Genomic DNA, 14,636 nt, shown 5'->3' with positions numbered 1-14,636 from the left:
GCTTCTCCGCTGGTATTTTCACTTCGAATTCCTGCCGAGATAGAGGACGGACAGACCAATACAAAGGTGCGCAAGGCACCCACGGAGGTATGTACGATGTCAACGGTAGTTGTAGTGGGAACGCAATGGGGAGACGAAGGTAAAGGTAAGATTACGGATTATTTGGCTGAAAGCGCAGACGTGGTCGCTCGTTACCAAGGTGGTAACAACGCAGGACACACGATTCTGATCGACAACAAAAAATATAAACTGACGATGATTCCATCGGGCATTTTCTACACGGATAAAGCTTGTGTCATTGGTAACGGCATGGTTATCAACCCGAAGGCACTTATTGAAGAAATTAACTATATTCATGATAATGATTTTACAACCAAAAACCTGTTCATCAGTGAACGCGCACATATCATCCTTCCATACCACATGGTTCTGGATGCACTGGAAGAAGAGAGCAAAGGTCCTAACAAGATTGGTACAACCGGTAAAGGGATTGGTCCAGCTTACATGGATAAATCAGCTCGTATCGGTATTCGGATGGTTGACCTGCTTGATGCGGAAGAGTTCGAACTGAAATTGCGTCATCTGGTAAAAGAGAAGAACCGTGTGATCGAGCAAGTCTATGGCGGTGAGCCAGTAGATGTAGAAGAAATTCTGAAAGATTATCTGGGATATGCAGAAATCCTGCGTCCATACGTGCGTGATACATCCGTCGTACTCAACGATTCCATTGATGAGAACAAAAAAGTATTGTTTGAAGGTGCACAAGGTGTGATGTTGGACCTTGACCAAGGAACGTATCCTTATGTAACTTCATCCAACCCTTCTGCAGGCGGTGTATGTATCGGTTCCGGCGTTGGTCCTGCTCGCATTCAACAGGTCATCGGAGTAGCTAAAGCCTACACCACACGTGTGGGAGATGGCCCATTCCCTACAGAGCTGCACGATGCAGTTGGTGATCAGATCCGTGAGACTGGACATGAGTATGGTACCGTAACTGGACGTCCACGTCGTGTGGGCTGGTTCGACAGTGTTGTCGTGCGTCACGCTCGTCGTGTCAGCGGCATTACAGGACTGTCCCTGAACTCTTTGGATGTGATGACAGGTCTTGAAACGGTGAAAATCTGCACAGGATACAAATATCGTGGAGAGATCATCACACACTACCCAGCTAGTCTGAAAATGCTGGCTGAATGTGAAGCGGTATACGAAGAGCTTCCAGGCTGGAGCGAGGATATCACCGGAGCGAAAAAACTTGAAGATCTGCCTGTGAACACACAGAACTATGTGAAACGTGTTTCTGAGCTGACAGGTATTCCAATCGCGATCTTCTCCGTAGGTCGTAACCGTGAGCAAACGAATCAAGTTCTTCCAATCTACGTATAATTTATGTTGAATCATAGACCCCCAGTTATCGCCTCATAGGCGATGACTGGGGTTTTTCGCATATCTCCTGATATAATCCCGAGATTTCCGTCAATACTGAATAACAGTAGAAATTACAGACCTGATGTGCTTACTGCCACAGACAGGTTGGATAATCGGAGGAGGAGAACAGGGATGAAGTTGCTTCAATGGTTTGCCAAGATCGTACTTACCGTCATGCTGGTTAGTTCATTGACCCTACTGACAACCGGATTAATTGTACAATCGTATGTGAAATCGCTGCTGGCGAGTTTTAATATTGAGTGGGAAGGTCAACCGCTGGGGTTAACATCCATGTTCCAGGGTGCACTTGGTGGTAAGGCGAGCGAGGAGAACAAACCGGGGGCAGGAACAACGGATCAGCCGACTGGTGCTGAAGAGGAACAAGTTCCAGAGGATGCTATATCGGTCATGGGGAATGAAAAAGACCAATCTGTGACAAGCGCTGACAATGGTTCAGGAAATACAGGGAATGACTCAGATCAAACCGACCAGACGGCTTCAACCGGTGGAGGCGAGAGCAGCAACGTTGACCCAGGCAGCAGCATAGACACAGACCCCAATAAGGCTACAGAAGGTGCTGCGGGAAGTGGAAACGGGACAGCGGCTGGCAATGGTACGGCTGGAACCTCTGGTCATTCTGCTGGTTCAGGTAATGATGCTATTGTGGTATCACCAGATGATATTACCGGAACAAAGGACAAGCTGCCTCTGGAGGAAAAAGAGAAGATCTTCAGTCTGCTGATGGCAAAGCTTCCTCAAAATGAAATGCAGCAAATCTCGGGCGCAATGGAAGATGGCCTGACCGAACAGGAATTACGTAATATTGAACAGGTGATATCGAAATATCTGACGAGTGAGGAATACGATAATCTTATGGAAGTGCTTCAGGCTGAATAAGTAATAGTTTACAAATACGCATGATGTGTGTATAGCATATTCAAATCATACAACCATCCCTTGTCTGAGATCATCTGGCGAGGGATTTTTTGATTGTGTTTTTATGAAAACAATTACGCATTGGTGTGGGTCTTAGAACCTAGTCCTAAAACTAGACTGAAACTACATAGTATACCTGAACATGAGGCATAATGGGTAAGAATATGCGCCTGCCATGTTATGGATAATACAGGAAAACCAAGCGGGGCGCGGCTTTAGGCTGTGACGCCTAGAGTTGAAATGAGTGTAAAACCTGTGTTAAAGTATACGGGTGTGATAAAAGGTTAAAATTTTGACACTTTTATGAGCGCAGCTAAAGTCCTGATTTGCGGACACCCAGAACCAAATATCGACAGACTTGAGACAGACACGATGGGTGTGTCTTGACAGAAATGCGAACTGAGAAGTGCTGAAAAGGAGAGAATCATGAAAGGTTTCAGAGGCATACGCCAACCGGGCAAAAACCGGGTACACGAACAATCCGGAGAACACCGGACGGCCGAAGACAAAAACAACATGAGCATGTCCAACTTCAGTGTAAATAAAAAGCGCGTCCTGGCCTCGCGTAAATGGATCATTACAGCAGCATGCGGAGTGTTCATCGCTGCATCGGTTGGATTCGCAGGCAAGCAGTACGTTGCTGCAAACACCGTTCCATACTACAAGGTCATGGTAAAAGGGAATGAGATTGGCAGCATCACGGATGAAGCGCAATTACAGAAACTTTTTGCAGACAAAACCGAGGAATACCAAAATAAATATCCTGACGCGGAAATGGTGCTGAACACCGATGGCATCACGACCGAAACGGTAAAAGCGTATAAACCTGAAGTGAACAGCGAAGAAACGCTGGACAAGCTGGATGATATGCTGACAGCCTATGCCAAAGGTGTGGAACTCAAAGTGGATGGCGAAGTAATCGGCATTGTGAAGGATCAGGCAACAGCAGATGCCATTCTGGAACAAGTGCAGAGCAAATACATATCGGCATCGGCTGTGCGCAGTTCGCTCAAGACGAAGTCGGTATCGGCTAACTCGTCAAGCAAAGCGGAAGGGCCAAGTACAACGCTGAAGTCCGTAGACATCAAGGAAGATGTGGCGACAGAGTCAGTGAAGGCAGATCCGAACAAAATATGGGATGTGTCCGAGGCGGTTAAAGCATTAACCGTTGGTAAAGATGCGCCTGTAACCTACGTGGTGCGTGAAGGAGATACGATCTCTTCCATCGCAGCGAAATATGAGATTACGCAAAGCGAAATTCGCAAGAACAATCCGGGCATCAAGGAAACGTCACTGCAGATCGGGGATGAGCTTACGCTGACGGTGCCTAAACCGGCAGTTACGGTGAAGTCGGTTGAGCAGGTCGTGGAGCAAATTGAGATCAAACCACAAGTTGAAGTGCGAAAAAGTGATGAGCTAAAAGCAGGCACAACCAAAGTGGTACGTCCTGGACAAAGCGGACTAAAAAGCATGCAATACCGTGTAACCAAGGAAAATGGTGAAGTCATCAAGGAAGAATGGCTGGGCCAGGAAGTCATCAAGGCAGCGGTTACTGAGGTGGTGCTGAGCGGAACGAAAGTGGTCGGTGAGGGTACAGGTGAATTCGCTTGGCCTGTATCAAACGCAACGATGAGCAGCAGCTTCGGACAACGCTGGGGTCGTCAACATAAAGGTGTCGATCTGGTAGGTAACCGGGATGTGAAATCCGCCGATGAGGGCGTGGTTACTTTTGCAGGACAGAAGAGCGGGTATGGCAATGTCATTATCATTAACCATCGTAACGGATATGAAACACTGTATGGCCACCTGGACAGCATTGGCGTAAAGGTTGGACAAGTGATTGAAAAAGGGGAGAGCATCGGCATTATGGGCAACACGGGTCGTTCGACCGGAACGCATTTGCATTTCGAGATTATCAAGAACGGAACGCCAGAAAATCCGATGACGTATCTTAACTAGGGGAAAGAAATCAGAAGCAAGGTTGGCTTAAATGCCGGCCTTGTTTTTTCATGCTGTAAAATATTTTCAATTTGTAGCATTTGGATCGTTGGATCAGGATGTGACTGTCCTTCAGGTATGTTAAACTATACAGTAAAGATACCTTTATAGATCAAACCTTAGAATTACGTTTGTCATAGAAGATAAGATCCAAAAGAGATAAAGACCGCTAGAGCGGATCAAGCAGGATATAGGGGTGAATACAGCCGATGCAGGGGAAGATTTTGGTGGTGGACGATGAACAGCCCATTGCGGACATTCTGAAGTTTAATTTGGAAAAAGAGGGGTACGAGGTCATCTGCGCTTTTGATGGCATTCGTGCAGTTGAACTGGCGTTATCCGAGAAACCGGATCTGATGCTGCTGGACTTGATGCTTCCTGGCAAGGATGGCATGGATGTGTGCCGCGAGGTACGCGCCCATCTGGAGCTGCCGATTATTATGCTCACGGCAAAGGACGGCGAGATTGATAAAGTGCTCGGCCTGGAGCTGGGTGCGGACGATTATGTAACGAAGCCTTTCAGTACGAGAGAGCTGCTCGCCCGGGTGAAGGCACAGATGCGCAGACGACAGAAGCCTGCGATGGTAGCCGAGGCTCCGGAGGACGACGAAAAGCAGGTCATGCGTTTGTTTGATCTTGCCTTTGATATGGACATGTATACAGCCTATAAAAGCGGTGAACCGCTTGATCTGACGCACCGTGAATATGAGCTTCTCTATTATATGGCGAAGAATTCCGGCAAGGTTATGACACGGGAACATCTGCTGCAGGCAGTATGGGGATATGAATATTTTGGGGATGTACGTACCGTGGATGTTACGATTCGTCGTCTACGAGAGAAGATTGAGGAGAATCCGAGCAAACCGGAAACGATTCTGACTCGCCGCGGGCTGGGTTATCTCGTGCGTAGTCCCAAAAGCGTGGGGATATAATGGGGCGTTTCTCGCGATTTTCGTTCTTCCGAACGATTCAGGCGAAACTGATTATTATCTATGTACTGCTGATTTTGATTGCGATGCAATTGATCGGTGTTTATTTCGTGAGTGCGATGAAGAACTCTCTAACGAGCAACTTTACCGAGGATCTGCAGGCACGGGCGGAGATGCTGTCGGTTCTTGTGGGCGAGACCATGGCTGGCGGAGAAGCAGAGCCTGGCGAGGACAAAACGGAAAACCTGCGTGTACTGGTGAACAATCTGTTCAACATTAACGGTGCCGAGATTCAGGTGCTGGATGCCAGTGGTAAAGTGCTGACAACTTCCTTGAGTTCACATTCCGATTACGTGGGTCGCAAAAATACCCAGACCGTTGTCAGCCGGGCACTGCAAGGCATCCGGGATAACGAGGAATACATTGTGGACGAAGACAATGTCCGTAAAAAGGTCGTGGCCAAGCCGGTCATGTCCGGCGGCAAGATCATCGGCGCGGTCTACATCGCCGCCTCCATGAACGAGCTGTACTCCACCATGGAGGGAATTAACAAAATTTTTATTTCCGGCATACTGATTGCCTTGGTACTGACCGCGGTGCTCGGCGTCATTCTGTCGCATACCATTACGCAGCCCATCAAGGAAGTTACCCGCAGGGCAACAGCGGTTGCCGAAGGGAACTTTGATCAGCAGACACCTGTATTTGGTACAGATGAGATTGGGCAGCTCAGCCGGGCGTTCAACTACATGACCAGTCGCCTGCGGGACGCACTCTCCCAGAACGAAGAGGAGAAAGAGAAGCTGACGTCCATCTTAACGAATATGAGTGATGGTGTGGTCGCAACCGATGAGTATGGCAAAGTCATTCTGGTCAACCGCCGGGCCAGCAGCATCCTGGGCATGCGCCCTGCGGATATCGAAGGCAGGCATTTTGCCGTATTGCTCGGCATTGATCCCGAAGATGCAGAAGCACTAGCAAGTGGCTTTACAGGCTCGACACTGCTGCAGATTGCACCTGCCGGGCAGGAGGAACCCGTGGTGATTCGGATGACATTTACGCCGGTTCATCGGCGCGAGTTGGGCATTACCGGAACGATTGCCGTGCTTCAGGATGTTACCGAGCAGGAAGAGCTGGAGGCATCCCGGCGCGAGTTCGTTGCCAACGTGTCCCATGAGCTGCGTACACCGCTGACGACGATCAAGAGTTACGCAGAAGCGCTGGACGATGGTGCGCTTGAAGACCCGCAGCTGGCGGGACGATTCGTTGGCGTTATTCAGAATGAGACGGAGCGGATGATACGGCTGGTGACGGATCTGCTGCATCTCTCCAGGCTCGACTCCAAGGAAGCACTGCTGCGCAAACAGCCGACGGATATTATGGATATGCTGGAGGAGGTAACGGATCGTTTCTCATTCCAGATGCATCAGAAGGATATTCAGCCCGTATTGTCGGTCGAGAATGGCATTCCTGAGGTACCCCTTGATCGGGACCAGATTGATCAAGTCCTGGATAATGTCGTATCCAATGCGCTGAAGTATACGCTGGAGGGCGGCACGATTACGATTGCAGCCAGACGCAATGATGAGCATACCCTTGCCATTTCCGTGTCAGATACGGGGATGGGTATTCCGCAGCGGGACCTCGATCGTATCTTTGAACGGTTCTACCGTGTGGACAAAGCTCGTTCCCGCAGTATGGGCGGTACAGGACTCGGACTATCCATTGCCCGGGAAATTGTTAGGGCACATGACGGCACCATTTTTTTGGAGTCTGAAGTGGATGTCGGCACCACCGTAACGTTCACACTGCCTATGCGTGAAAAAGGAGGTGAGCACCTTGAAGGAACGGATTAAATCCCTGGTGCTCGCTTCTCTCGTTGCTGCCAGTCTGGTGCAGAGTTATTTTCTGATCTATCGTTTGCCCGGAGGCGGGGATTCGATTGTGACGTCTGAGACGAACTATGTGAAGACTGAGAATATGGGTCAGGAGCGAGATATTGAGGAACTGATCTTCCCCGATCAGATGATGATTCACCTGGGAGAGGACAAACATACCGTGTTTTACCCAGGCAATACCTTCTACCAGCTGATCTATTCACGTCTGCAAGGACGGACATTTGATGATTTTCAGCGGCGGACGGTACAGTCTGTGAACTGGGATCAGATTCGCAAGGATAACCCCGGCATTGAGCTGTCGTTCAAGGAAGGCATTCCGGTTGCCCTGCTGCAGCGAGTGATGCGGCTGGGTACGGATTCGTTGTTTCAGGGGGAAACCATTAACCGGATAGCAATCTATACCGCGAAAAATGAAACCAAAGCCCATGCCCTGTTCTTCAGTGCCAAGGGTGATGTAGTCTATGAAGCTGCACAGGCGGACCTGACGGTCCAGGACGTACAGCAGCACGTCGACTTTGGTACCAACTGGACGCCATACACACTGACGGATGGCGGATATTATATTCCGGCAGAGCCACTGGATGTGGTGGAGGCTGATGTGCCAACCGGGCAGTTCACGGTGGAGCAGATGCAGCGCAGCCTGTTCTTCGATCCCAGCATGACCCGAAATATTCGGGAAAAGGATGGGTCGGAGATCTATACAGACAGCAAACGAAGTCTGCAAGTGAAGCAGGATCAGCGCTGGATTAGCTATACGGACCCGGCTGCACCGCCTGCAGGGCAGATTGATGCGGCGAAGGACGCGCTGTCTGCGGTGGATTTTGTGAACCAGCATGGCGGCTGGAAAGGCCGCTCACGCATGATGCTGGATACCGTGGATAACAAAACACAGCTGGAGTTCCAACAGTATTACGGCAGTTTCCCGATTATGGATTCGGTGCAGTTCCGCTTTGGCACCATCAGTATGGAGATGCAGCAGGAGACCGTATCCAGCTATGAACGCTCGCTGGAATATCTGAACGAGGGTGCCGAGACGAAGAAATCGGTGAAATTGTCAGGCGGAGACAAGCTGAAAGCACTTATCGAGAAGGTGGCTGGAGAGAGCCGCCAAGTGGTAGATGTGTATCCGGCGTATCGTCCGTCCACGATTGAAGGTGGACTGAAGCTGATCCCTGTATGGGTGATCCGCTTCAGCAACGGAGAGGAAACCACTGTTTCTTGATAGGTTGTTGTAGGGTGCCGGAGCCATTCGATTTGGAGCGAGGTGTAAGGTCACACGATAACAAAAAGAGCAAAATAAACCTGTAGAAGCGGAGCGTTCGCTAAAAGCTTTCTGAAAGAAAGCTACTTCGGAAGCATACGCTACCACCGGATTTCCCCTTGAGAAGAGGAATTCATGAAATCCGGGGGTAACAGCGATCGGAAGGTTGTTCTGACCGCGTAGTGGTCCAGTGTGAGATTAGTTGTCTTATATCAAATAACGGAGGTGAATGGTTTGGATTGGGGACGGGCAAAAAATGTGTTAATCTATGCCTTCCTGCTGCTCAATCTGGTGCTGGGTTACCAGATCTGGATGGATGCGCGGGAGACGGCCGGAGCCAATCTGGACTTCACCTCGCTGGCTGATAATACACAGCAGGCGATGGAAGAGAAGGGCATACAGGTGCTGGCACCAATCCCGAATGAAACGCCGAAGCTGCCCAAGCTGTCCTATGAGTTTATAGAAGAGGACAAGACGGGGATTCAAATCGATCTGGACAAGCCGGTGGACAGTAAGTTGATCTTCTCGCAAAGAGAGCTGGCAGACATGCTGGCGGACGAAATTCCGCAGATTGGCACGTACCGGCTGGATCAGCTGATGACGGAGGATGGGGCGTTTGTGCTTCATCCGCTAGTCGATGGGAAATGGCCCCTCTTCAATGTCAGTCTGGAGCTGTTCTACAGCGATCAGAAAATTACGGGTTACCGTCAGACTCCGGTGCGGATTACAACCGCGGAGGAGAGCGATCAGCAGGTGCTTCCGGCGCCCAAGGCGCTGGGAACGCTGATCGAGAACTTTTTGCCAAACGATGCAATTGTCAAAGACATTCAGCTGGGCTATTACGGCCAGTTGTTTAATTCCGATATACAGGTAGCGATGCCGGCATGGCGGTTCGTGCTGGAAAGTGGCGAAGTGTTGTACGTGCAGGGCATCAGTGGGGATGTATTCAGTCCCAAGACAGACAAACCAGGGGAGTAATGCGTTATGGGGATATATTTTACCGTGTTATCCAGCGGTTCGACAGGGAACGCCACAGTTATACAGCATGGGGGCACGTCCCTCATGATTGATGCGGGCCTTAGTGCGAAGCGTCTGGAAGCCTTGTTTCTGGAACGGGAGATTTTAGGAACAGAGCTGGACGGGATTCTGGTTACACATGAACATTCCGATCACATTAAAGGACTAGGCGCGATGTCTCGGAAATATAATTTACCAATCTATGCAAATACGAATACTTGGGCGGCACTGGAGAAGTCGGTTGGGGCCATTCCAGAGGAAAACCGGAGAGTGTTTGAGACGGGTGAAAAGCATGATTTTGGGTCACTGCGCGTGGAATCTTTCGGGATCTCGCATGATGCGGCTGAGCCAGTAGGGTATACGTTCGATGATGGCAGTGAGAAGCTGTCTGTTGCAACAGATCTTGGCTATATGAGCGACAAGGTTCGCGATGCGATCTCCGATTCTGACGTGCTGGTGCTGGAGGCGAATCATGATGTCGAATTGCTGCGTATGGGGCGTTATCCGTGGAACACCAAGCGCCGGATTTTGAGCGACATAGGGCATTTGTCGAACGAAGCAGCAGGGGCAGCGCTTAGTGAACTGATGAACGGACGCATCAAGCGCACGTATCTGGCACATCTTAGCCGGGATCATAATATGATGGACTTGGCGAAAATGTCAGTGCGCGACGCGATGGAGAGCCGTGGATGCTTCTATCGGGATCATGAGTTCAAACTCTGTGATACGTATTACGACCGTCCTACGCCATGGGATAGGGTGGGTGAGCCATAAAGCTGTCGAGTTCGGCGGCTTTGCGCTCGACTTCCTCACGGGTCAGAATGCCTTTATCGATCAGCAGCTCGATGATCGTGCTTAACGCTAGGGTATTACGATAATGTTCTTCCTTGAGATCGGCCAGCTTGGCCGCCATATGAACCTCATCCATAGCTGTGAGAGTACGCGTGCGTTCCATAAGTGAATCCTCCTTCTATGAACCTTCGAATTGGTCTTTTACTATTATTGTAGTCAGGCTGGATGGAAAACATTCCTCTTTTTGCCGCTATAATTTGTGTTCTGAGGCGTGTATGCTGAAGTCTGTGGCTTCCTGAGCCGAAAAAGTTCTTGAGAAATTGGAAAAAGTACGCTTAGCGAACCGGGTTTTGTGGTGATAGTTAATATGGACGTTTTATTATAGGTCCGTTATTGGTAAACCTGCTTTAGCAGAAATTTGCGTCAATCTTCGTAATTATGCAACTTTTTTGAATTTGACGTGTTTAGTATATATGGAGCCTTGAAAGAGAGGCTTGTTTGTTCGGGAAGTTGGCATGTCGTAGAATGCGAGAACGTTGCTGGTAGAGTCATAGACAGGATGGGAGTGTCCGTTCTGCTGTACATAGACGCTTCATTTCGGGATAGCGGAGATGCAGCGATATGCAAAACAACCTTGAAAAAATGCTAGAAAGCATGGAAAACCGTTTGGGGTCTTCACGTAACGGAGACGACAGAATGAACTTGGAGAAGCGATCGAAAGGTTCATCTGTCGGCGGAGTGGGCTATGTGAGAACACCATCGTTGGCCATGCCATAATGATCAGGCGGCAGTCAGGATCTGGATGCGTGACAACGAAGGGGAGAGGATCACGATGGGATTGTTCGGAGACGATTTTTATTCAACCAAAGTATCAAGACGCGCCGAGCCTGTACAGAAAGGCAAACTTCAGATTATCCGCCCCGGTGGACGGGATCGCTGGCAAAATCCGCGCCGATCTCGCTCGGGCATCAGCTCCACCGTGAAGGTGGCAGTCATTAGTTCGGTAATCAGTTCCATCGTGACCGTTACGCTGTTTAGCTTCATCATGCAGCCCGCATCTGTTCCTCTGGCCAACGCTACAGGCAATGGCGGGAACGGAGGTAACCTGCAGGCCGCGCAGGCGGCTGATCCATATGACCGGATTATCCAGGCAGCAGCCAAGGTGCGTCCTTCGGTCGTGAGCATCGTGAACCATAAGACGGGTAGCAGTCTATCCATGGAAGATTCGGCGCTTGGATCAGGTGTCATTTTCAAGAAGGAAGATGGCAAGGCCTATATCATGACCAATCATCATGTCGTCGAAGGGGCAAGTGATCTGGAGATCGTGACTGTCGAGGGCGAGACACACAAGGCGAAACTGGTCGGCAAGGACCGCGTAAGCGACATCGCAGTCATGTCTGTTGAGGATGACAAAGGCATTGGGCCCATAGCGGAGATTGGCGATTCCAGCAAGCTTCAGCGTGGTCAGACGGTACTCGCCATCGGAAATCCGCTTGGCTTGGGCGGTACGCTGACATCCGGTATTGTCAGTTATACGGATCGGATCCTGCCCGTGTCCATTAACCAGGATGGTGTATACGACTGGGAGCAGAACGTAATCCAGACCGATGCAGCCATCAACGAAGGGAACAGCGGTGGCGCACTCGTTGATCTGAACGGCAAAGTGGTCGGCATCAATACAATGAAAATCTCGGATACAGGCGTTGAGGGTCTGGGATTTGCAATTCCAATGAACGAAGTGATGAAAACCGTCGATTCACTGCTGCTGAGCGGCAAAGTGTCCCGTCCATACCTGGGCGTGTACACCGTTGATCTCAGCAATCCATATGCACCACTGGATGATGAGCAGCGCAAGGATCTGAAGCTGCCATCTCACGTCGACAGCGGTGTTGTCGTGCTTGAAGCGTCCGGTCCGGCATCCGAAGCGGGTTTGAAGCTCAATGATGTCATTACGGAATTTGATGGGCAAAAAATTACCTCTACGCTGGATCTTCGGAAGTATCTGTACGATAAGAAGAAGATTGGCGATACCATTGAAGTCACCTTTTATCGGGACGGCAATGCCGAGAAGGTTTCTGTGAAGTTGACCGATAAACCGGAGTAAAGGTAATCGGAGTTGAATTTGGGCGAGAAGTCCCCTGCTCGTGAAAGAGGCAACACATCATTTTTTTGGGATGGTTGAACCTTCTGACACGAATCGGGGACTTTTTTATTTTCTTTTCCGAATAAGCGGATTGAACCAGAGCCAAAGTCTCAGTTACAGAAGGGGTAGGCTATGATAGACTATTTTAAAATGTGCCAAGGTGCACGATTGTGCGAGTAACATGCATTTGTCGTGGTTGGGTTGAAAGATCAATTGGCAAGAAGAGGAGCTTATTCGATGAAACATTTGATGAAACCATCGCTCGGAGGAGCGGCTTTACTACTATCATTATCCGTACTCTCTGCATGTGGATCTGAGGTATCTTCCTCTGGATCTGCGGATAACAGTGGTTTGGAGGGACGAATTGCAAGTCTGGAGAAGCAGCTTGCCTCACAAGGTGAGAAGAGTATAAAGCAGGATGAGAAAATTGCTGCGCTGGAGAAGAAGCTGGAAGAGCTGAACAGCACGGTAACAGCAGCAAATGAAGTGGGTGGGAATGGTTCTGCTACCTCAGGTAATAACGGATCTGCCGGCAAGGGGGATGGCATACGGATTACCTTTGCTCAATATGAGAAGCTTGAAGTGGGCATGACGTATGATGAAGTGAAGGAGATTATTGGCGGGGAAGGCGAAGCCCTGAGTGAAGCGGAGAATACGGTTGTCTACAGTTATAAGGGTGCTGGTGATACGGGGGCCAATGCAATTCTGGCGTTCCAGGGTGGCAAGCTGCTGACCAAGGCACAGTCGGGATTGAATTAAGAGGTTGGACTGGAGATTGAATGCATTGAAGCATAGATAAGTATTGTTTTATGAAATCATTGGAGCGTTCTCTAGGGACACGGAATAGTGTCGAAAAAGGAGCGCTTTTTTGGTTTGATTTTTGCTGGATGGGGAAGATTATTGGGGGTTAAACACGATAAATGAGGGATAGGGGTTTCTTTTCCACCCCAGGTGTGATAGAACAGAGAAGTGGCTATCCTATATGGATAAGCGGTTGTGAATCGGGAGCATAGCTGGTTACAGAAAGGATGCTTGAACGGATGTACGTTGTATGCAAAGAACACGTGGACATTGCCATTGACATGTTTGTCGATGAGTATGAGGACGCTCCGGATATTGTTGATCTGAAGGAGACGGAATTTGCCGATTGGGACCCGCCTGCGAAGTGCGCCGAGTGCGAACAAAAGGCTGAGTTTCTCGTCGTCTAGCGTACTGTGTAGGCATCCGCAGCAGAGCCGTCCCTTATGGACGCCCTCGCTCGCCTGCCATCCGGTATGAACATCAAAGGCAAGAAGCAGGGAGAGCGTGTCGGAGCGCTCTTTTTGTGTTTGTGGGAGAATGGGGAGATGGCGGTATGTGCTGTCTGCTGTCTGTGGGTGAAGTGGGGTAGGGAGAGTCATTTTTTGAAGTGTAATGTAAGGAACCTAAGACGTTTTAAATGGGTTGATTTGGGCCGATATGTGGGTTAACGAACCGTAGACACATTATTTGCCGGAAATGAACTGTAAAGAGCCTTATTTTCTCGTATTAAGGTGTGTGAGGTTCGCTAGCCGCGCATTAATGTGTAATTGAGGCTGTATAAGGTGCGTGAGGTTCGCAAGAGGATCTGCGTTTGATAAGTGAGATCATAGGTGTGGCGAAGCACTATTCATAAATAGATACATACGGGATTGGATCATGAGGAGGAAATGGTTTTATGTTCATTCAAATTATTGGCGTAGGCAAATTGAAGGAAAAATATCTGACGCTTGGCATTCAGGAATATGCCAAGCGTCTTGCCCCGTACATCAAGTTTCAGATGATCGAGGTCGCAGACGAGAAAGCGCCCGACACCCTGAGCGAAGCTGAGGTGCGGGCGGTGAAGGAGCGCGAGGGTGAACGCATCCTCGCGCATGTGAAGAGCGAGGCGCATGTCGTTGCGCTCGCATTGGACGGCCAGCTCTGGAGTTCAGAGGAGCTGGCTGCAGAGATCGACAAGCTCGGCACGTATGGGACGAGCCATGTCGTGTTTGTCATCGGAGGAAGCCACGGGCTCTCCGATGAGGTACTGCGCCGCGCGAAGCAGCGACTGAGCTTCGGGCGCATGACCCTGCCGCACCAGTTGATGCGGCTGGTGCTGGTGGAGCAGATTTATCGCGCGGTGAAGATCAATCGGAATGAACCGTACCATAAGTAGGGGCAAGTTTTTTGCGGAAAACTCGCAGTAGCCTGTATTTACAGCCTATTGAAGATAGGAACAC

13 protein-coding genes are annotated in these 14,636 nt (G+C 49.8%); 12 read left to right on the top strand and 1 reads right to left on the bottom strand.

Annotated features, from left to right (window positions below; translation table 11 throughout):
• The first annotated feature begins 96 nt into the window (after window positions 1-96).
• The 8 genes from MHB82_RS29660 to MHB82_RS29625 all read left to right on the top strand — a co-directional run bounded on the left by MHB82_RS29660 (window position 97) and on the right by MHB82_RS29625 (window position 10,235).
• Window positions 97-1,383: an adenylosuccinate synthase gene (locus tag MHB82_RS29660; protein WP_095362201.1), complete on the top strand. Its 1,287-nt coding sequence runs from the start codon at window positions 97-99 to the stop codon at window positions 1,381-1,383.
• Window positions 1,384-1,557: 174 nt separating this feature from the next.
• The gene (locus tag MHB82_RS29655) at window positions 1,558-2,322 is read left to right on the top strand and encodes a hypothetical protein (protein ID WP_341176553.1); all 765 of its coding nucleotides are present in this window, start codon (window positions 1,558-1,560) and stop codon (window positions 2,320-2,322) included.
• 465 nt (window positions 2,323-2,787) lie between these two features.
• Window positions 2,788-4,320: a peptidoglycan DD-metalloendopeptidase family protein gene (locus MHB82_RS29650; protein ID WP_095362203.1), complete on the top strand. Its 1,533-nt coding sequence runs from the start codon at window positions 2,788-2,790 to the stop codon at window positions 4,318-4,320.
• A gap of 248 nt (window positions 4,321-4,568) precedes the next feature.
• A complete protein-coding gene (gene yycF / locus MHB82_RS29645; RefSeq protein WP_095362204.1) occupies window positions 4,569-5,291 on the top strand; it encodes a response regulator YycF in 723 nt (240 codons plus the stop codon).
• Entirely contained in the window at window positions 5,291-7,141 is a 1,851-nt protein-coding gene (gene walK / locus MHB82_RS29640) for a cell wall metabolism sensor histidine kinase WalK (RefSeq protein WP_341176552.1), read from the top strand. The genes yycF and walK overlap by 1 nt, the downstream gene beginning before the upstream one ends.
• The gene (locus MHB82_RS29635; protein ID WP_341176551.1) at window positions 7,125-8,405 is read left to right on the top strand and encodes a YycH family regulatory protein; all 1,281 of its coding nucleotides are present in this window, start codon (window positions 7,125-7,127) and stop codon (window positions 8,403-8,405) included. The genes walK and MHB82_RS29635 overlap by 17 nt, the downstream gene beginning before the upstream one ends.
• A gap of 273 nt (window positions 8,406-8,678) precedes the next feature.
• Window positions 8,679-9,422, top strand: coding sequence for a two-component system regulatory protein YycI (gene yycI / locus MHB82_RS29630; RefSeq protein WP_183523782.1), 744 nt, complete (start codon window positions 8,679-8,681; stop codon window positions 9,420-9,422).
• A gap of 6 nt (window positions 9,423-9,428) precedes the next feature.
• Complete coding sequence (locus MHB82_RS29625; RefSeq protein ID WP_341176550.1) at window positions 9,429-10,235, top strand: MBL fold metallo-hydrolase; 807 nt, start codon at window positions 9,429-9,431, stop codon at window positions 10,233-10,235.
• Here the strand turns inward: MHB82_RS29625 and MHB82_RS29620 are convergent.
• On the bottom strand, window positions 10,204-10,416 hold the full coding sequence (locus tag MHB82_RS29620; protein ID WP_095290595.1) for a hypothetical protein: 213 nt from the start codon (window positions 10,414-10,416) through the stop codon (window positions 10,204-10,206). The two genes, MHB82_RS29625 and MHB82_RS29620, sit on opposite strands and share 32 nt — an antisense overlap.
• Before the next feature lie 669 nt (window positions 10,417-11,085).
• On the opposite strand from MHB82_RS29620, the gene MHB82_RS29615 reads away from it, so the two are divergent.
• From MHB82_RS29615 to rlmH, 4 genes are all read left to right on the top strand, one after another.
• The gene (locus tag MHB82_RS29615) at window positions 11,086-12,357 is read left to right on the top strand and encodes a S1C family serine protease (protein ID WP_095362208.1); all 1,272 of its coding nucleotides are present in this window, start codon (window positions 11,086-11,088) and stop codon (window positions 12,355-12,357) included.
• Between the two features lie 276 nt (window positions 12,358-12,633).
• The gene (locus MHB82_RS29610) at window positions 12,634-13,155 is read left to right on the top strand and encodes a hypothetical protein (protein ID WP_255248113.1); all 522 of its coding nucleotides are present in this window, start codon (window positions 12,634-12,636) and stop codon (window positions 13,153-13,155) included.
• Window positions 13,156-13,436: 281 nt separating this feature from the next.
• Entirely contained in the window at window positions 13,437-13,604 is a 168-nt protein-coding gene (locus MHB82_RS29605; protein ID WP_068964251.1) for a CxxH/CxxC protein, read from the top strand.
• 488 nt (window positions 13,605-14,092) lie between these two features.
• The gene (gene rlmH, locus MHB82_RS29600; protein ID WP_095362209.1) at window positions 14,093-14,572 is read left to right on the top strand and encodes a 23S rRNA (pseudouridine(1915)-N(3))-methyltransferase RlmH; all 480 of its coding nucleotides are present in this window, start codon (window positions 14,093-14,095) and stop codon (window positions 14,570-14,572) included.
• Window positions 14,573-14,636 lie beyond the last annotated feature (64 nt).

The sequence above is a fragment of the Paenibacillus sp. FSL K6-2862 genome (assembly GCF_038005125.1).
GTDB lineage: Bacteria > Bacillota > Bacilli > Paenibacillales > Paenibacillaceae > Paenibacillus > Paenibacillus illinoisensis_A.
This window is presented reverse-complemented; position numbering and strand designations above follow the sequence as displayed.

Excerpts from the sequence above, each read along its gene's own strand:
- MHB82_RS29610 (WP_255248113.1), top strand. The coding sequence starts at position 12,634 with ATGAAACATTTGATGAAACCATCGCTCGGAGGAGCGGCTTTACTACTA.
- MHB82_RS29625 (WP_341176550.1), top strand. The coding sequence starts at position 9,429 with ATGGGGATATATTTTACCGTGTTATCCAGCGGTTCGACAGGGAACGCC.
- walK (WP_341176552.1), top strand. The coding sequence starts at position 5,291 with ATGGGGCGTTTCTCGCGATTTTCGTTCTTCCGAACGATTCAGGCGAAA.
- rlmH (WP_095362209.1), top strand. The coding sequence starts at position 14,093 with ATGTTCATTCAAATTATTGGCGTAGGCAAATTGAAGGAAAAATATCTG.
- MHB82_RS29650 (WP_095362203.1), top strand. The coding sequence starts at position 2,788 with ATGAAAGGTTTCAGAGGCATACGCCAACCGGGCAAAAACCGGGTACAC.
- MHB82_RS29615 (WP_095362208.1), top strand. The coding sequence starts at position 11,086 with ATGGGATTGTTCGGAGACGATTTTTATTCAACCAAAGTATCAAGACGC.
- MHB82_RS29620 (WP_095290595.1), bottom strand. The coding sequence starts at position 10,416 with ATGGAACGCACGCGTACTCTCACAGCTATGGATGAGGTTCATATGGCG.
- MHB82_RS29660 (WP_095362201.1), top strand. The coding sequence starts at position 97 with ATGTCAACGGTAGTTGTAGTGGGAACGCAATGGGGAGACGAAGGTAAA.
- yycF (WP_095362204.1), top strand. The coding sequence starts at position 4,569 with ATGCAGGGGAAGATTTTGGTGGTGGACGATGAACAGCCCATTGCGGAC.
- MHB82_RS29605 (WP_068964251.1), top strand. The coding sequence starts at position 13,437 with ATGTACGTTGTATGCAAAGAACACGTGGACATTGCCATTGACATGTTT.
- MHB82_RS29655 (WP_341176553.1), top strand. The coding sequence starts at position 1,558 with ATGAAGTTGCTTCAATGGTTTGCCAAGATCGTACTTACCGTCATGCTG.